General features: G+C 64.0%; 14 protein-coding genes and 1 pseudogene. 4 read left to right on the top strand and 11 right to left on the bottom strand.

Features of this window, described 5'->3' with window-relative positions; genetic code table 11:
• Window positions 1–5: 5 nt before the first annotated feature.
• Entirely contained in the window at window positions 6–950 is a 945-nt protein-coding gene (locus KSS94_RS01875; protein WP_217841417.1) for an RHS repeat-associated core domain-containing protein, read from the top strand.
• Between the two features lie 151 nt (window positions 951–1,101).
• On the opposite strand, the gene fdhA is transcribed toward KSS94_RS01875, so the two are convergent.
• The 7 genes from fdhA to KSS94_RS01840 all read right to left on the bottom strand — a co-directional run bounded on the left by fdhA (window position 1,102) and on the right by KSS94_RS01840 (window position 10,073).
• Window positions 1,102–2,301, bottom strand: a complete 1,200-nt coding sequence (fdhA, locus tag KSS94_RS01870) for a formaldehyde dehydrogenase, glutathione-independent (RefSeq protein WP_027917538.1) — start codon at window positions 2,299–2,301, stop codon at window positions 1,102–1,104.
• Between the two features lie 265 nt (window positions 2,302–2,566).
• The gene (gene purU, locus KSS94_RS01865) at window positions 2,567–3,424 is read right to left on the bottom strand and encodes a formyltetrahydrofolate deformylase (protein ID WP_217841416.1); all 858 of its coding nucleotides are present in this window, start codon (window positions 3,422–3,424) and stop codon (window positions 2,567–2,569) included.
• Window positions 3,425–3,436: 12 nt separating this feature from the next.
• Window positions 3,437–4,069, bottom strand: coding sequence for a sarcosine oxidase subunit gamma (locus KSS94_RS01860; protein WP_217841415.1), 633 nt, complete (start codon window positions 4,067–4,069; stop codon window positions 3,437–3,439).
• 121 nt (window positions 4,070–4,190) lie between these two features.
• Window positions 4,191–7,205, bottom strand: coding sequence for a sarcosine oxidase subunit alpha (locus tag KSS94_RS01855; protein ID WP_217841414.1), 3,015 nt, complete (start codon window positions 7,203–7,205; stop codon window positions 4,191–4,193).
• Window positions 7,202–7,537: a sarcosine oxidase subunit delta gene (locus KSS94_RS01850; RefSeq protein ID WP_217841413.1), complete on the bottom strand. Its 336-nt coding sequence runs from the start codon at window positions 7,535–7,537 to the stop codon at window positions 7,202–7,204. The genes KSS94_RS01855 and KSS94_RS01850 overlap by 4 nt, the downstream gene beginning before the upstream one ends.
• Before the next feature lie 16 nt (window positions 7,538–7,553).
• The gene (locus tag KSS94_RS01845; protein ID WP_016393299.1) at window positions 7,554–8,804 is read right to left on the bottom strand and encodes a sarcosine oxidase subunit beta family protein; all 1,251 of its coding nucleotides are present in this window, start codon (window positions 8,802–8,804) and stop codon (window positions 7,554–7,556) included.
• A gap of 15 nt (window positions 8,805–8,819) precedes the next feature.
• Window positions 8,820–10,073, bottom strand: a complete 1,254-nt coding sequence (locus KSS94_RS01840) for a serine hydroxymethyltransferase (RefSeq protein WP_217841412.1) — start codon at window positions 10,071–10,073, stop codon at window positions 8,820–8,822.
• Between the two features lie 328 nt (window positions 10,074–10,401).
• Here KSS94_RS01840 and KSS94_RS01835 point away from each other — a divergent pair, with 328 nt between their 5' ends.
• Window positions 10,402–11,442, top strand: a complete 1,041-nt coding sequence (locus KSS94_RS01835; protein ID WP_217841411.1) for a threonine aldolase family protein — start codon at window positions 10,402–10,404, stop codon at window positions 11,440–11,442.
• A gap of 104 nt (window positions 11,443–11,546) precedes the next feature.
• Here KSS94_RS01835 and KSS94_RS01830 read toward each other — a convergent pair whose 3' ends face one another.
• The 3 genes from KSS94_RS01830 to KSS94_RS01820 form a co-directional block, all read right to left on the bottom strand.
• Window positions 11,547–13,484, bottom strand: coding sequence for a methyl-accepting chemotaxis protein (locus KSS94_RS01830; protein ID WP_217841410.1), 1,938 nt, complete (start codon window positions 13,482–13,484; stop codon window positions 11,547–11,549).
• 184 nt (window positions 13,485–13,668) lie between these two features.
• A complete protein-coding gene (locus tag KSS94_RS01825) occupies window positions 13,669–13,971 on the bottom strand; it encodes a cell division protein ZapA (RefSeq protein ID WP_217841409.1) in 303 nt (100 codons plus the stop codon).
• Window positions 13,968–14,198, bottom strand: a complete 231-nt coding sequence (locus KSS94_RS01820) for a hypothetical protein (RefSeq protein WP_217841408.1) — start codon at window positions 14,196–14,198, stop codon at window positions 13,968–13,970. The genes KSS94_RS01825 and KSS94_RS01820 overlap by 4 nt, the downstream gene beginning before the upstream one ends.
• Before the next feature lie 276 nt (window positions 14,199–14,474).
• Between KSS94_RS01820 and KSS94_RS27475 the strand changes: the two are divergent.
• Window positions 14,475–15,245 (top strand): annotated as a pseudogene (locus tag KSS94_RS27475) (MCP four helix bundle domain-containing protein); the annotation flags it as partial.
• Window positions 15,228–16,100: a methyl-accepting chemotaxis protein gene (locus KSS94_RS27470; RefSeq protein WP_369992088.1), complete on the top strand. Its 873-nt coding sequence runs from the start codon at window positions 15,228–15,230 to the stop codon at window positions 16,098–16,100. The pseudogene KSS94_RS27475 and the gene KSS94_RS27470, both read left to right, overlap by 18 nt.
• 103 nt (window positions 16,101–16,203) lie before the next feature.
• Here the strand turns inward: KSS94_RS27470 and gbcB are convergent, their stop codons facing one another.
• Entirely contained in the window at window positions 16,204–17,304 is a 1,101-nt protein-coding gene (gbcB, locus tag KSS94_RS01810) for a glycine betaine monooxygenase reductase subunit (protein ID WP_217841406.1), read from the bottom strand.
• Window positions 17,305–17,447 lie beyond the last annotated feature (143 nt).

Raw genomic sequence — 17,447 nt, 5'->3', positions numbered from 1 at the left:
GTGTGATGAAAAAGCAGACAACCAACACCCAATTCTTTTACCAAAATGGCAAGCTGGTCACCGTCAACCAGGGTAATCAACAACGTGCCATACTCCGCAGCGCAAACATCCCCTTGGCTGAACAGCCAACTCGCAGAACGACCGTCTTGCTTGCAACCGACGACAAAGGCTCGGTGCTATCCGAGCAAAGTGTAGAAGAGCAAGAGGACCACAGGTTCACGGCGTACGGATATGACCCAGGGGCACACCTCGGCTTGTCACTTCTGAACTTCACCGGTGAATGGTTTCAAACCGCGACGGGCTGCTATTTGTTGGGTAACGGATACCGCGCCTACTCCCCTCGCCTGGGCCGCTTTCACTCGCCAGACAGCTGGAGCCCTTTTGCACAGGGCGGAATCAATGCCTACTGCTATTGCGAGGGGGACCCAGTGAACCACTCGGATCCAAGCGGCCACGTGCGGGTTTTCCTGCCCAATGGGCAGATCATGAAGATCAAAGGGCACACGACTGTCGCAGCGGGTCGCTGGTTGAAACCCACGTCGCTAAAACGGACAACATCCCTTGAGAGCGTCGTGAAAGGCGAGCTCCCGTTACAGGCATCGCATGCTGCACCGCGTCCTGCAACCTCGGGCATGCAGCGTCCGCGAGAAATACAGGTATTGGATCGCGCTGGCGAAAAGCAGTCTGATCGTGTCTTGCATGTATGGCGTTCGAAAGGTAACCGCGCAGACCTTATTCATATTCAAGAGTCCCAACTGGCAGAATTCAGAAGTAACCAAAATGCACTGACCTATTATCGCCGATCCCTGTCTAGTTATAAGTCAGGCACTGCACCTGAGATACTGCGCAATACAGTAAAATCACTGGAATATAAAACAGAACGTGAAATTCGCTTTGGAAAATATCTCTGGGAACAAGCAGGCGCAAGAATGAATGCCATCCGTAGATGATCCAAGAAGTGCGTGAATATTGAGCCGATTGCTAGCGCCCTGTCTCGGAAATAAGCTGATCACTTTTGGCGGCGTCTCGGGCGCCCGGCTCGGCTCCAAACAGCCATGAAAAAGCCCCTCATTTCGAGGGGCTCTGTTCACTTCACATCCGTCACGCCGCGCCCCACATCTTGTGCGGGTCAATCACAAACTTCTTCGGCACCCCGGCATCGAACTCGCCATAGCCTTCCGGCGCCTGGTCGAGGTTGATCACCTGCACGCCCACCACTTCGGCGATGTTGATGCGGTCCCACATGATCGCCTGCATCAGCTGGCGGTTGTACTTCATGGTCGGGGTTTGCCCGGTGTGGAAGCTGTGCGACTTGGCCCAGCCCAGGCCAAAGCGGATGCTCAGCGCGCCGATCTTGGCGGCGGCGTCCACCGCACCCGGGTCTTCGGTCACGTACAGGCCCGGGATGCCGATGTTGCCGGCTACGCGGGTTACCTGCATCAGCGAGTTCAGCACCGTGGCCGGGGCCTCGTGCTTGGCGCCTTCATGGCCGTGGCCGCGGGCTTCGAAGCCAACGGCGTCAACGGCGCAGTCCACTTCTGGCTCGCCGAGAATATCGACGATCTGCTCGTGCAGCGGGGTGTCCTTGGACAGGTCCACCACCTCGAAGCCCTGGGACTTGGCGTGGGCCAGGCGGGCCGGGTTGAGGTCGCCGACAATCACGCAGGCGGCGCCCAGCAGGCGGGCCGAGGCCGCAGCGGCCAGGCCGACCGGGCCGGCGCCGGCTACGTACACGGTGCTGCCCGGGCCAACGCCGGCAGTCACGGCGCCGTGGTAACCGGTGGGCAGGATGTCCGACAGGCAGGTCAGGTCGCGGATTTTCTCCATGGCCTTGTCGCGGTCGGGCAGCTTCAGCAGGTTGAAGTCGGCGTACGGCACCAGCACGTATTCGGCCTGGCCGCCGGTCCAGTCGCCCATGTCGACGTAGCCGTAGGCGCCACCGGCGCGGGCCGGGTTGACGGTCAAGCACACACCGGTGTGCATTTCTTTGCAGGAGCGGCAGCGCCCGCAGGCGACGTTGAAGGGGACCGACACCAGGTCGCCGATTTTCAGGCGCTCGACATCACGGCCCAGTTCGACGATTTCACCGGTGATTTCATGGCCGAGTACCAGGCCGACCTGGGCAGTGGTGCGGCCACGGACCATGTGCTGGTCAGAGCCGCAAATGTTGGTGGACACCACCTTGAGGATGACGCCGTGCTCGATCTTCTTGCCGCGCGGGTCCTGCATCTTGGGGTAGTCGATCTTCTGCACCTCGACCTTGCCTGCGCCGAGATACACCACTCCACGATTACCAGACATGCTCTTACCTCGCTTGATTTGTATTTATGCAGCGGTGGTTGAACCTGCCGCCATCCATGGGCGGCATGTGTTACTGGAATGGGGGAATTGTGGGCCGGATGGGGGATGTCGCAGTGACTGGTTGCGACAAAGGGATGCCTGTTTGCGGCGCAAAGGTCTGGGGCCGCTTCGCGCCCCTTTCGCGACACAAGGCCGCTCCTACAGGGGACATTGATCCCTGTAGAGCGGCCTTGTGTCGCGAAAGGGCTGCAAAGCAGCCCCAATGTCAGAGTACGACAGTGCGATTGGCGTTCAAAAACACCCGCCGTTCAATGTGATACCCCACCGCCCGCGCCAGGGTCAGGCATTCGATATCCCGCCCCTTGGCGATCAAATCCTCGGGGTAATGGCTGTGGTCCACCACTTCCACCCCCTGGGCGATGATCGGGCCTTCGTCGAGGTCGTTGTTGATGTAGTGCGCAGTGGCACCGACCATCTTCACGCCCTTGTTGTAGGCCTGGTGGTACGGCTTGGCACCCTTGAACCCGGGCAGCAGCGAGTGGTGGATGTTGATCGCCCGGCCATCGAGCTGGCGGCACAGCTCGGGCGACAGCACCTGCATGTAGCGGGCAAGAATCACCAGTTCCGCGCCGGTCTGCTCGATCACCTGCAACACCTTGCGCTCCTGCGCCGGTTTGTCGTTGGGGTCGAGGGCAAAGTGGTAGTACGGGATCTTGTGCCAGTGCGCCAGCGGCTCGAGGTCGGGGTGGTTGGACACCACCGCCACCACGTCCATGCCCAGCTGGCCGATGCGCTGGCGGTACAGCAGGTCGTTCAGGCAGTGGTCGGCCTTGGACACCATGATCACCACCTTGGGGCGGTGGTTGGGGGCGGTGAGCTCGAAGGCCATGCCGAAAGCTTCGCTGCGCTGGGCAAGGCCGGCCCTGAAGCCGTCCTCGTCGAAGCCGTCAGGGGCGCGAAACTCCACACGAATGAAAAACCGCCCCGACAGCCGGTCATCGAAGGAGTGGTGCTCGGTGACGTAGCAGCGCTGTTCGTAGAGGTGACGCGTCACCACATCGACGGTGCCGAGCATGCTCGGGCAGTCGGCAGTGAGAATCCAGGTGTCCGGTGCCCGACTCATGCTGTGCGCTCCTTAGGCTTCGATGGCCAGGCCGTACTCGGCCGAGGCGTCCTGCAGCCATAGCCACCAGTAGTCCGAGAAGCTGCGGCGGATCATCAGCTCCCAGGTGTCTTCGGCGGTACGGCGGATCACCAGCTGCGACTTGGCGAACACGGTGCCGACGGCCTTGCCCACCGGGAAGTTGTTCGGGTGAACATCATAGCTGGTGGATTTCATCAGCACGTCGCGCACATTGGGGCCGCGCAGCTCCAGCAGGGTTTGCCCGCCGCTGACGTTGACCACCTGGATGTGCTGGCCGTCGAGGGCGGCACGCAGTTTGTTCTCCACTTCCACTTCCTGGCCGCCGGGCACGATCAGCAGATACTCGTCCGGGCCCATCCACTGCAGCGACATCTCGCCGTTGGCGACCACGGTCAGGGCCACCGGCAGCTCCAGGCCCAGGGCCTTGTGCACGGCACCGGCAAAGGCCGCATCGTGGCCATTGCCACGAATGGTCAGGTGGCCGAGGAATTTCTTCTCGCGCAGGGTCACGCCTGCGTTCTTGCGGCCCTTGCCGACCAGGCTGCCCAGGTCGGCGTGGTGCAGTGGCGACTGAGCCTTGGCATCGGCGCCGGGGTTTTGCTGGAAGACGTTGATAGCGCTCATTTCTTACCTGCCTTGAATTCTTGTTCGTCGATACGACGCAGCGATGTGAAGGACCGCGCCGAGCCTGTAGGAGCCGGCTTGCCGGCGATGAGGCCGGGCCTGCCCCTACAAGCTCCCCGGATCAAACGTTCTGCCGCTCACCCTTCGGATCGAAGAACACCGAAGACACGATTTCTGCCTCGATCACGCTGCCATCGGCCTGCGGCGAATACACCCGCTCGCCCATGCGCTTGAGGCCGCCCTTTACCACGCCCATCGCGAACGAATAGCCCAGGGAGTTGGCCGCGTAGCTGGAGGTGACGTGGCCGACCATGTCCATCGGGATCGGCTGCTTGGGGTCGAACACCAGCTGGGCGCCTTCGGGCAGCCACTTGGTCGGGTCCACAGGCTTGAGGCCCACCAGTTGCTTGCGGTCTTCGCGCAGGCAGTCTTCGCGGTTCATGCCACGCAGGCCGATCCACGAGTACGGCTTGTTGCGGCCCACGCACCAGCTCATGTTGAGGTCGTCCGGGTTCATCGAACCGTCGGTGTCCTGGCCGACGATGATGAAGCCCTTCTCGGCGCGCAGCACGTGCATGGTCTCGGTGCCGTACGGGGTCAGGTTGTACTTCTTGCCGGCCTCGATGATCTGCTCGAGCACGCCCATGGCGTAGTTGGCCTGCACGTTGACTTCGTACGACAGCTCGCCGGTGAACGAGATACGGAAGACGCGGGCCGGCACGCCGCCGACGTTGCCTTCCTTCCAGGTCATGAACGGGAAGGCTTCCTTGTCCATGTCGATGTCGGTCAGCTCGCTGAGCAGCTTGCGGCTGTTGGGGCCGGACAGGGTCATGGTGGCCCAGTGGTCGGTCACCGAGGTGAAGAACACCTTCATGTCCGGCCATTCGGTCTGGTGGTACAGCTCCAGCCACTGCAGCACGCGGGCGGCGCCGCCGGTGGTGGTGGTCATGATGAAGTGGTTGTCGCCAACGCAGGCGGTCACGCCGTCGTCGAAGACCATGCCGTCTTCTTTGCACATCAGGCCATAGCGGGCCTTGCCCACGTCGAGCTTGGTCCAGGCGTTGGTGTACACGCGGTTGAGGAACTCGCGGGCATCCGGGCCCTGGATGTCGATCTTGCCGAGCGTGGAGGCGTCCAGCAGGCCCACGCTGTCACGCACGGCCTTGCATTCGCGGGCCACGGCGGTGTGGATGTCTTCGCCAGGTTTTGGGAAGTACCACGGGCGCTTCCACTGGCCGACGTCCTCGAACTCGGCGCCGTTCTTCACGTGCCAGGCATGCAGGGCGGTGAAGCGCACCGGCTCGAACAGGTGGCCACAGTGGCGGCCCGCTACCGCGCCGAAGGTCACCGGCGTGTAGTTGGGGCGGAACATGGTGGTGCCCATTTCCGGGATGCTGATGCCGATCGAACGGGCGGCGATGGCCAGGCCGTTGATGTTGCCCAGCTTGCCCTGGTCGGTACCGAAGCCCAGCGCGGTGTAGCGCTTGACGTGCTCGACCGACTCGAAGCCTTCGCGGGTGGCCAGCTCGATGCCGGCAGCGGTCACGTCGTTCTGTTGGTCGACGAACTGCTTGGGCCCCTTGGTGCCCTTGTCGTGCGGCACCTGGAACAGCGCCACGGTGGCCTCTTCCTTGCGCGCCACGGTTTTTGGCAGGGTACCGGCGCTGGCCTTGAAGCCGGCTTCGGTGGCTGCGCGGGCGCCGCCTTCAAAGCCATCGGCAATCACGTCGCCCAGGGCGTACACGCCGTTGATGCCACCCACGCATTCGCGTTTTTGCGGGGCATCGCCCGGCACGAAGCCGAGAATATCGTCACGCCATACCGGGCGGCCGCCCAGGTGCGAGGCCAGGTGGACGATCGGGCTGTAGCCGCCGGAAGTGGCGATCAGGTCGCAATCGAGGGTTTCGCCTGGGCTGGTGACCTTGTGCGCCTGCACATCGATGGCGGCCACGCGGGCACCGGTGACGTGCTTGCTGCCCTTGGCCTCGACCACGGCGCTGGAGGTGAGAATGCGAATGCCCTTGGCACGCGCTTCTTCAACCAGCGAACCGCGCGGGTTGTGGCGGGCGTCGGCGATGGCCACCACTTGCAGGCCGGCGTCGTGCCAGTCCAGCGCTGCGCGGTAGGCGTGGTCGTTGTTGGTCGACAGCACCAGCTTGCGGCCCGGGGCCACGCCATAGCGGCGCACGTAAGTGGACACAGCACCGGCCAGCATGTTGCCCGGCACGTCGTTGTTGCCGTACACCAGCGGGCGCTCGTGGGCACCGGCTGCCAGCACCACACGCTTGGCGCGCACGCGGTGCACGCGGTGGCGTACCTGGCCAATCGGGGCGCGGTCGCCGAGGTGGTCGGTGAGGCGCTCGTGAATGGTCAGGAAGTTATGGTCGTGGTAGCCGTTGACCGTGGCCCGTGGCAGCAGGGTCACTTCCGGCAGGCTTTCCAGCTCTTTGACCACGGCGTTGACCCAGTCGGCGGCAGGCTTGCCGTCGAGGGTTTCGCGGCTGTCGAGCAGGCTGCCGCCGAACTCTTCCTGTTCATCGGCCAGGATCACCCGCGCACCGCTGCGTGCAGCGGCCAGTGCAGCAGCCAGGCCTGCAGGGCCTGCGCCGACAATCAGCACGTCGCAGTGCTGGTTCATGTAGTCGTAGCTGTCCGGGTCGTTCTGCAGCGGCGCGCGGCCAAGGCCGGCGGCCTTGCGGATGTACTTCTCGTAGGTCATCCAGAACGATTTGGGGTACATGAAGGTTTTGTAGTAGAAGCCCGGCGGCATCATGCTGCCGCCCACCTTGCCGAGGATGCCCATGACGTCGTTGTTGACGTTCGGCCAGCCGTTGGTGCTGGTGGCTACAAGCCCCGCGTACAGCGCTTGTTGCGTGGCGCGCACGTTGGGGATCTGGGTGGCTTCGCTGGAGCCGATCTGCAGGATGGCGTTCGGCTCTTCGGTGCCTGCGGCGATGATGCCGCGCGGACGCGAGTACTTGAAGCTACGGCCAACGATGTCGACGCCGTTGGCCAGCAGCGCGGCGGCCAGGCTGTCGCCGGCGTAGCCCTGGTAGGTCTTGCCGTTGAAGGTGAAGTTCAGCACCTTGCTGCGGTCGATACGGCCGCCGCTGGCGAGGCGATAGGTCTGGCTCATACTTTTTCCCCTTGGCCCTTGGCGGTCGCGGATGCCGCGCTTTGCTTGCCGGCAGCAGTGACTTGAGGCTTCTCGCCGATCTTGTAGGTTTCCAGAATTTCGTAGGTCACGGTGTCGCGGGTGACGTTGAAGTACTGGCGGCAGCCGGCAACGTGGTCCCACAGCTCGTGGTGGATGCCACGCGGGTTGTCACGGAAGAACATGTAGGTGCCCCACTCCTCGTCGGAGCAGGCGGCCGGGTCCAGCGGGCGGGCGATGTGGGCCTGGCCCGAAGCGTGGAATTCTTCTTCGGAGCGCAGCTCGCCGCAGTGGGGACAGAAGATTTGCAACATGACGGTTGTCTCCGGGTCAGTGGGCGACGGCAGCAGCGCCGTGTTCGTCGATCAGCGCACCGTTGTAGAAACGGTCGATGGAGAATGGCGCGGCCAGCGGGTGCATCTCGCCCTTGGCCAGGCTTGCCGCAAAGACGTTGCCCGAGCCCGGGGTGGCCTTGAAGCCGCCGGTGCCCCAACCGCAGTTGAAGAACATGTTCTTGACCGGGGTCTTGGAGATGATCGGGCAGGCGTCGGGGGTGGTGTCGACGATGCCGCCCCACTGGCGGTTCATGCGTACCCGCGACAGGTTCGGGAACATCTCGACGATGGCCTGCAGGGTGTGCTCGATCACCGGGTACGAACCGCGCTGGCCGTAGCCGACCCAGCCGTCGATACCGGCGCCGATCACCAGGTCGCCCTTGTCGGACTGGCTGATGTAGCCGTGCACGGCGTTGGACATGATCACCGAGTCGATGATCGGCTTGATCGGCTCCGACACCAGCGCTTGCAGCGGGTGCGATTCCAGCGGCAGGCGAAAGCCCGCAAGCTTGGCCATGTGCCCGGAGTTACCGGCGGTGACCACGCCGACGCGCTTGGCGCCGATGAAGCCCTTGTTGGTTTCCACACCAATCACGGCGCCGTTTTCTTTACGGAAGCCAATCACCTCGGTCTGCTGGATCAGGTCCACGCCCAGGGCATCGGCGGCGCGGGCATAGCCCCAGGCCACGGCATCGTGGCGGGCCACGCCGCCACGGCGCTGCACGGTGGCACCCAGAATCGGGTAGCGGGTGTTCTTCGAGCAGTCCAGGTAGGGGATTTCGGCCGCCACCTGGGCGGTGTCGAGCAGCTCGCCATCGACGCCGTTGAGGCGGTTGGCGCTGACCCGGCGCTCCGAATCGCGAATGTCCTGCAGGGTGTGGCACAGGTTGTAGACGCCGCGCTGGGAGAACATCACGTTGTAGTTGATATCCTGCGACAGCCCTTCCCACAGCTTCATGGCGTGCTCGTACAGCTGCGCCGACTCGTCCCACAGGTAGTTGGAACGCACGATGGTGGTGTTACGGGCGGTGTTGCCGCCGCCCAGGTAGCCTTTTTCGATTACCGCAACGTTGGTGATGCCGTGCTCTTTGGCCAGGTAGTAGGCCGTGGCCAGGCCATGCCCGCCACCGCCGACGATGACCACGTCGTAGACCTTTTTAGGGGTTGGCGTGCGCCACATGCGCTGCCAGTTTTCGTGGTGGCTGAGGGAGTGTTTGAAGAGGCCGAAGCCCGAATAGCGTTGCATGGTTTTCTACTCCACTCAGCGGTAGACCGGGAAGTCGGCGCACAGCGCGGCGACGTTCTTGGCGACATCGGCTTCGACGTCGGCATCACCCAGGTTGTCCAGCACATCGCAGATCCAGCCGGCCAGCGCGACGCACTGGGCCACCTTGAAACCGCGGGTGGTGACGGCCGGGGTGCCGATACGCAGGCCCGAGGTGACGAACGGCGACTGCGGGTCGTTCGGCACGGCGTTCTTGTTGACGGTGATGTGGGCACGGCCCAGGGCGGCGTCGGCGTCTTTGCCGGTGAGGCCCTGGCGGATCAGGCTGACCAGGAACAGGTGGTTGTCGGTACCGCCGGACACCACGTCATAGCCACGGTCGATGAACACCTGGGCCATGGCCTGGGCGTTTTCGATGACTTGCTTCTGATAGGCCTTGAAGCCTGGCTCCAGCGCTTCCTTGAAGCACACTGCCTTGGCGGCGATCACGTGCATCAACGGGCCGCCCTGGGCGCCGGGGAAAACGGCAGCGTTGAGCTTTTTCTCGATCTCTTCGTTGCTCTTGGCCAGGATCAGGCCACCACGCGGGCCACGCAGGGTCTTGTGGGTGGTGGTGGTGACCACGTCGGCGAACGGGATCGGGTTCGGGTACAGGCCAGCGGCCACCAGGCCGGCGACGTGGGCCATGTCGACGAACAGCAGCGCACCGACCTTGTCGGCGATGGCTCGGAAGCGTGGGAAGTCGAGGGTTTTCGAGTAGGCCGAGAAGCCGGCGACGATCATCTTCGGCTTGTGCTCGACGGCCAGGCGCTCGACTTCATCGTAGTCGATCAGGCCGGTATCGGTGTTGATCCCGTATTGAACGGCGTTGTACAGCTTGCCCGAGGACGACACCTTGGCGCCGTGGGTCAGGTGGCCGCCGTGGGCCAGGCTCATGCCCAAAATGGTGTCGCCGGCCTGCAGCAGGGCCAGGTACACGGCGCTGTTGGCCGAAGAGCCGGAGTGCGGCTGCACGTTGGCGTAGTCGGCACCGAACAGCTGCTTGGCGCGCTCGATGGCCAGCGCCTCGACCTTGTCGACGTGCTCGCAGCCACCGTAGTAGCGCTTGCCCGGGTAGCCTTCGGCGTATTTGTTGGTCAGGCCGCTGCCTTGGGCCTGCATCACGCGCTTGCTGGTGTAGTTTTCCGAGGCGATCAGCTCGATGTGATCTTCCTGGCGCTGTTCCTCGGCATTCATCGCCGCCAGCAGTGCGTCGTCATAACCCTGGATCTGGTCTTGCTTGCTGAACATCTTGTTTCTCCCGGCAGCGATCAGTTCTTGTTGGATAGGGACTTGTCACCCTTTGCGGCGATGTTATGACTGGGCCGGGGGGCACAGATGCCTGCGCGCGCCTTGCAATGGCGCGTTTACGACATTGGCCGAACATGCGCCGCACAACCCCGTGGGAGCCGGCTTGCCGGCGATGGCGTCAGACGCACCAGCCGCTTTCTGCGGGCAGGCCAAATCGCCGGCAAGCCGGCGCTTACAGGGGGCTGCGATGCAATCGGAAAGGTTGTATAGGCAACCATTGAATCAATGGTTTAGAGTGCTTTACTGCGTCGTAAAAAGGACAGGCGTCATGACCAACAACAACCAGCAATTCGCCAGCGACAACTATTCCGGCATCTGCCCCGAAGCCTGGGTGGCGATGCAAAAGGCCAACCAGGGCCACGAGCGCGCCTACGGCGACGACCAGTGGACCGAGCGCGCCGCCGAATACTTTCGCAACTTGTTCGAAACCGACTGCGAGGTGTTCTTCGCCTTCAACGGCACCGCCGCCAACTCTCTGGCCCTGGCCTCGCTGTGCCAGAGCTACCACAGCGTGATCTGCTCGGAGACCGCCCACGTCGAGACCGACGAATGCGGCGCGCCGGAGTTCTTCTCCAACGGCTCCAAACTGCTCACCGCCGCCAGCGTCAACGGCAAGCTGACCCCCGAATCGATCCGCGAAGTGGCGCTCAAGCGCCAGGACATCCACTACCCCAAGCCGCGGGTGGTGACCATCACCCAGGCCACCGAAGTGGGCACCGTGTACCGCCCCGACGAGCTCAAGGCGATCAGCGCCACCTGCAAGGAGCTGGGCCTGAACCTGCACATGGACGGCGCGCGCTTCACCAATGCCTGCGCGTTCCTCGGTTGCTCGCCGGCTGAGCTGACCTGGAAGGCAGGCGTAGACGTGCTGTGTTTTGGCGGCACCAAGAACGGCATGGCGGTGGGCGAGGCAATCCTGTTCTTCAATCGCGCTTTGGCCGAAGACTTCGACTACCGCTGCAAGCAGGCCGGGCAACTGGCATCGAAAATGCGCTTCTTGTCGGCGCCCTGGGTGGGCCTGCTGGAAGACGGCGCCTGGCTGCGCCACGGCAACCACGCCAACCATTGCGCGCAGTTGCTGGCGTCACTGGTGAGCGGCCTGCCGGGCGTCGAGCTGATGTTCCCGGTGGAGGCCAACGGGGTGTTCCTGCAAATGCCCGAACACGCCATCGAGGCGCTGCGCAACAAGGGCTGGCGCTTCTATACCTTCATTGGTAGCGGCGGTGCGCGGTTCATGTGCTCTTGGGATACCGAAGAAGCGCGGGTGCGAGAACTGGCGGCGGATATCCGCGCGATCGTCGGCGCCTGACCGGACGCATTCGCGGGTAAACCCGCTCCCACAGGACTGTGCAAAACACGGCTCCAGCGCCGTACCTGTGGGAGCGGGTTTACCCGCGAAGAATCCACCACCGATTAAAGCCTGAACCCACCCATCTGCCGCGCCAGGTCGTCAGCCAGCCCGCGCAGCGCATGGCACTCCTCCCGGCACCCCTGCACTTCCACCGCGGTCTGCCGCGCCAGGTCCGAGATGCCCTGCACGTTGCGGTTGATCTCCTCGGTCACCGCCGACTGCTCCTCGGTGGCCGTGGCCACCTGGTGGTTCATGTCGCTGATGCGCTCCACCTGGTCAGTGATCGCCCCCAGCGAAGCCCCGGTGTGCTGGCTGGCCTGCACACCGCCGCCGGTGGCCTGCTGCCCGGCCTGCATTGAACTGACAGCCGTGCCGGCGCCGTGCTTGAGGCGCTGGATCATCTGCTGCACCTCGTCGGTGGACACCTGGGTGCGCCGCGCCAGGGTGCGCACCTCATCGGCCACCACGGCAAAGCCACGGCCCATCTCCCCGGCCCGCGCCGCCTCGATGGCAGCGTTCAGCGCCAGCAGGTTGGTCTGCTCGGAAACACTGCGGATGACAGCAAGAACTTCGTCGATCGAGGCCACTTCCTCGGCCAGTTGCGTGACCGCATCGGCCGCCCGGCCAATCTCGCCCGACATGCCTTCGATATGCTGCACCGACTGGCGCACCACATTGCGCGCCTGCAAGGCCTCGTCCCGCGCCGACTGCGAGGCTTCGGCGGCGCTGCCGGCGTTACGCGCGATCTCCTGCACGGTCAGGCCCATCTCGTGCACGGCCGTGGCGACCATTTCAGTCATTTCCTGCTGGCGGCCCGAGCGCTCGGCGGTGTTGTCCACCACCAGCGCCACTTGCTCCACCGAGCGGTGCAGGCGCTCGGTGGTGCCCAGCACATCCTTGATCAGCGCCCGCTGGCTGTCGAGGAAGCGGTTGAAGCCCCGGGCCAGGTCACCCAACTCGTCCTTGCGCGAATCATCCAGGCGGTGGCTGAGGTCACCGGCGCCACTGCCGATCTGCACCAGCGCGGCGGTCACCTGGCGAATCGGCCGCACCAGGCCGCGGGCCAGCAGCACCACCAGCAACAACGAAACCAGCGCCACGCCGCCACCAATCAGGGTGGTCAGCCAGACCGCCTCGTGCATCTGCGCGTAGATCTCGGCTTCGGGCACCTCGGCCACCAGCGTCCAGTTCAGGTCGCGCAGGGGCAAACCCAGGGCCAGATAGCTTTCGCCGTCGCGGCTGAAGCGGGTGCTGCGCAGGCCATCAGCACCGCTGAGCATGGCCTTGGCGGCCTGGGGGTCGAGCTGCTCGGCCAGCGGGCGCTTGCCGCTGAACTGCTGGTCGGGGTGCACCTGGATCAGGCCGTCGTTGCGCACCAGAAACACCTTGCCGTGCTCGCCAAAGCTGAAATCGTGAATCAGCTTCGACAGCTCGGTCATGCGCAGGCCCATGCCGGCCACGCCCACCAGTTGCCCGGCTTTTTCTATGCGGTAGTCGATGAACAGCGCCAGTTCGCCGGTGGCGCCGTCGATGTCGATGTTGACGAAGCGCTCGGCACCGCTGTCGATGTAGCCGTAGAACCACTTGTCCTTGGGGTTGGCGCGGTTGAGGGTGCGGTCCAGGCCCTTCTCGTTGTAGTAGTTGCCGCTGCCAGTGGCGGCGAACAGCGCGGTGAAGGCGTGGTTGCGCTGCTTGGCGGCGTCCAGGTATTCGATGAAGGGCGCGAGGCTGGCCGGGGCTTCACCGGCGGCCAGCCAGTCGCGCAGCAGGGTGTTGCCGGCAATGTCCGCCGCCGCCACCAGCGGCTGGCCGAGCATGCGTTCGATGTCGTTGCGGATCGCTTCGACGCTGGCCGGCAAAGCGGTGTCGACTAGGTAGCGTTCGGTCAGGCGGTTGACCGCCACGGTGTAGATCGCCACCACCACCAGGATGCTCGCCAACAGCGCCGCGCCCATGCTCGCGATCAGTTGCCACTGGATACTGCGCCGCCAGATGCCCATGTGTGTGCTCCCCGCAAATTATTGTTTTGCGAGAAGTGTATACACTTAAGTATCCGATCTAGCCATAGATCCAGAACAATAGACGCGACACCCATCGTGGGAGCGGGCTTGCCCCGCGATTGCGTTCGTCAGTGAAAACGCAATCGCGGGGCAAGCCCGCTCCCACGATGGGGAAAGATTCTTTTTATTGGTCGCCGATGGTGCGGCTGATGGCATCCACGGTGGCGTCGATCTGCGCCTGGGTGCGCTCCAGGGTCTGGGCGTGTTCGCGCTGCAGTTCTATCTGCTTGGAACACAGGTTCAGCGCGGCCAGCACCAGCAGCTTGTCGCCGATCAGGGTCGGGTAGCTGCGTTTGGTCTCGGCCAGCGCAGCGTTGAGCATGCGCACCGCCTGCGACAGGGTTTCTTCCTGGCCTTCGGGCGCCTTGAGCGAATAGTCGTTGCCCAGAATCGACACGACGTTGATTGGCTGGGCGTGCAGCTTCATGCGCTGGCCACACCTGCGCTGGCGCGGTCGACCAGTGCCTGGATACGCGCGGCGGTGGCGCCGTGCTTCTCTTCCTGCTCCATCAGCGACAGCTGCAGGGTTTCGTTTTCTTCCTTGGCCTGGGCCAGTTGCTCGCCAAGGCCGGCGTTCTGCTCAGCCAGTTGCGCGTTCTTCTGCATCAGGTCGCTGACCAGTTGCTCGAGTTGATTCAGGGAGGTTTCCAGCATGGGGTTTGTCTCGGTTGTTGCAAAGGGCGCACACGATAAGGAAAAACCTGCGCCCCCGCCATTAAATATCGGATTCATAAGGTTTTTACTGGCTTGGTTGACCCAGGATCGCCCTGCTTGTTCCGACATTTTGCAACCGCCTGTCCGGTAAATCGTTAGCAGGCTCACAAATTTCATGCCGCCACTATCAAGACTGGCCAGTCACGACCGATACGCAGGCAGGTCCCATTTTGTCGCAAGGACGCGGCCCCCCCTTACTGCCTGGGTATCCCCTCCATGTCCTTACGCAACATGAACATCGCCCCGCGCGCGCTGCTGGGCTTCTCCGTGATCGGCCTGCTGATGCTTGGCCTGGGTATCTTCTCGCTGATCCAGATGGGCAACATCCGCCAGGCCGGCGTGATCATCGAACAGGTCAGCGTGCCCAGCATCAAGACCCTCGACGAGCTGACTGCCCTCAACCTGCGCCTGCGCACCCTGTCCTACCGCCTGCTGCTCAACCGCGAGCCGGCCACCCTGCAGGACACCCTGCGCCTGCTCGAAGAGCGCAACGCACAAATCGACAAGGCCCGGCGCACCTACGAGCCGCTGATAGCCGCCGGCGACGAAAAGGCCGCCTTCGACCAGTACGGCATGTTGCTCGGCCAATACCGCCAGCTCGAGTCGCGCATGCGCAGCCTGAGCCAGGCCGGCCAGGTGGATGAGTTGCGCGACCTGCTCAACAGCGAACTGCTGAGCAACTCCGAGCAGATCAACAAGGTCATGGACCAGCTGGTGAAGATCAACACCGACCAGACCGCCGACACCAACGCCAAGGCCGCCAGCCAGTACGCCAGCACCTTCGCCCTGGTGGTGGGCCTGCTGGTGGCTGCCACCGTGCTGACCTTGCTGTTCGCCTTCCTGCTCACCCGCAGCATCGTCAAACCCATCGACGAAGCCCTGCACGCCGCCGAGCAGATCGCCGAGGGCGACCTCACCCACACCATCCGCCCCGAAGGCACCGACGAAGCCGCGCGGCTGCTGCAGGCCATGGCCAAGATGCAAGACAAGCTGCGTGACACCCTGCAGTTGATTGCCGGTTCCGCCACCCAGCTGGCCTCGGCCGCCGAGGAGCTGAACAGCGTCACCGACGAGAGCGCCCGTGGCCTGCAGCAGCAGAACAACGAAATCGAACAGGCCGCCACCGCCGTCACCGAAATGACCAGCGCGGTCGAGGAAGTGGCGCGCAACGCGGTGAGCACCTCGGAAGCCTCCAGCGAAGCCAGCCGCTCGGCCGGCGATGGCCGCGACCTGGTGATGGAAACCGTCGGCGCCATCGAGCGCATGAGCGGCGACGTGCAAGCCACCGCCAAGCTGATCACCCACCTGGCCGAGCAGTCCCGCGACATCGGCAAGGTGCTGGACGTGATCCGTGGCCTGGCTGACCAGACCAACCTGCTGGCGCTCAACGCCGCCATCGAAGCGGCCCGTGCCGGTGAGGCCGGCCGTGGCTTTGCCGTGGTGGCCGACGAAGTGCGCGCGCTTGCGCACCGCACCCAGCAGTCCACCAGCGAAATCGAGCGGATGATCGGCAGCATCCAGGGCGGCACCGAACAGGCCGTGGATTCGATGCGCACCAGCACCGAGCGCGCCGAATCGACCCTGAACATCGCCAAGGGCGCCGGCCTTGCGCTGGACACCATCGCCTCGGCCGTGGGCCAGATCAACGAGCGCAACCTGGTGATCGCCAGCGCCGCCGAAGAGCAGGCCCAGGTGGCCCGCGAGGTGGACCGCAACCTGGTGAACATCAACGACCTGTCGGTGCAGAGCGCCACCGGGGCGCACCAGACCAGCGCGGCGAGTGCCGAGCTTTCGCGCCTGGCAGTGGACCTCAATGGCCTGGTGGCCCGTTTCCGCACTTAAAAAAACAGGGGCTGCAAAACCATCGCGGGGCAAGCCCGCTCCCACGCCGAACCTGAATCCGGCGTGGGAGCGGGCTTGCCCCGCGATGCGTTGCGGTGCCGGATCAATACTCGATCCGCACATCCCCCTTGGGCACACTGCAGCACGACAGGATGTAGCCCTCGGCTTCGTCGTCCTCGGTGATGCCGCCGTTGTGCTCCATCTCCACCTCGCCGCCCAGCTTGAGCACCTTGCAGGTGCCGCAGATGCCCATGCCGCAGGCCTTGGGAATCATCAGCCCGACCTTGGCCGCTGCGGCGTGCACGGTCTCGCCCGGCGCCACGCGGATACTCTTGTCGCTGCCGACGAACTCCACCAGGTTGAGGTCGGCCAGGTCCACTTCCGGCGCATCGGCGGCGGCTTCGGCGTGCTCCACGGCATCGGCCTTGGCCTCCGGTGGCGTAGCCCCGAACGACTCCTCGTGGTAGTTCTTCATGTCGAAGCCGACCGCCTCGAGCATGCGCTTGACCGCCGTCATGTAGGGCGTCGGGCCGCAACAGAACACCACCCGCTCCATGTAGTCCGGGGCGATCAGCTCCATCAGGCGCTGGTTCAGGTAGCCACGGTAGCCGGCCCACGGCTCGCCCAGCCCGTGCTTTTCGCAAATGATGTGCAGGCTGAAGTTGGGGATGCGCGAAGCCATCTGCTCCAGCTCACGGTGGTAGATGATGTCCTTGGGCGAGCGGGCGCTGTGCACGAACACCATGTCGACGTTGGCGTTGGTGTCGTAGAACCAGCGGGCCATGGACATCACCGGGGTGATGCCGACACCACCAGACAAATACAGCGCCTTGCCCGCCGGGAAGTCGATGGCGTTGAACAGCCCCACCGGCCCGTGCACCGGCAGCTCCGCACCCTCATGCATGGTGTCGTGGAGGAAGTTCGATACCAGCCCGCCCGGTACGCGCTTGACCGTGATCGAGAAGCTGTAGGGCACCGAGGGCGAGCTTGAGATGGTGTACGAACGCATCACAGGCTTGCCTTCGATCTCAAGCTCCAGGGTGACGAATTGCCCGGGCTTGAAGAAGAACATGATCGGCTGGTCGGCCATGAAGCAGAAGGTGCGCACGTCCCAGGTCTCCTGGATGACCTTGACGCAGCGCACGATGTGGCGGCCATTGGCCCAGGTCTGGGTGGTGACCGGATTGAGGAAGGTATCGGACATGTTCATCTCCAGCAGCCGACGATCGGCCTTTCTTATGGCTGCGATAATGCGCACTCCCGGGGCGTCGTACATTCCCATCCACGACATCGGCGTACTTATCGCGACCAGCCCCACCTGGCAAGGGTTGCCGAGTCGGAATTCGA

Source organism: Pseudomonas fakonensis (genome assembly GCF_019139895.1).
GTDB lineage: Bacteria > Pseudomonadota > Gammaproteobacteria > Pseudomonadales > Pseudomonadaceae > Aquipseudomonas > Aquipseudomonas fakonensis.
This window is presented reverse-complemented; position numbering and strand designations above follow the sequence as displayed.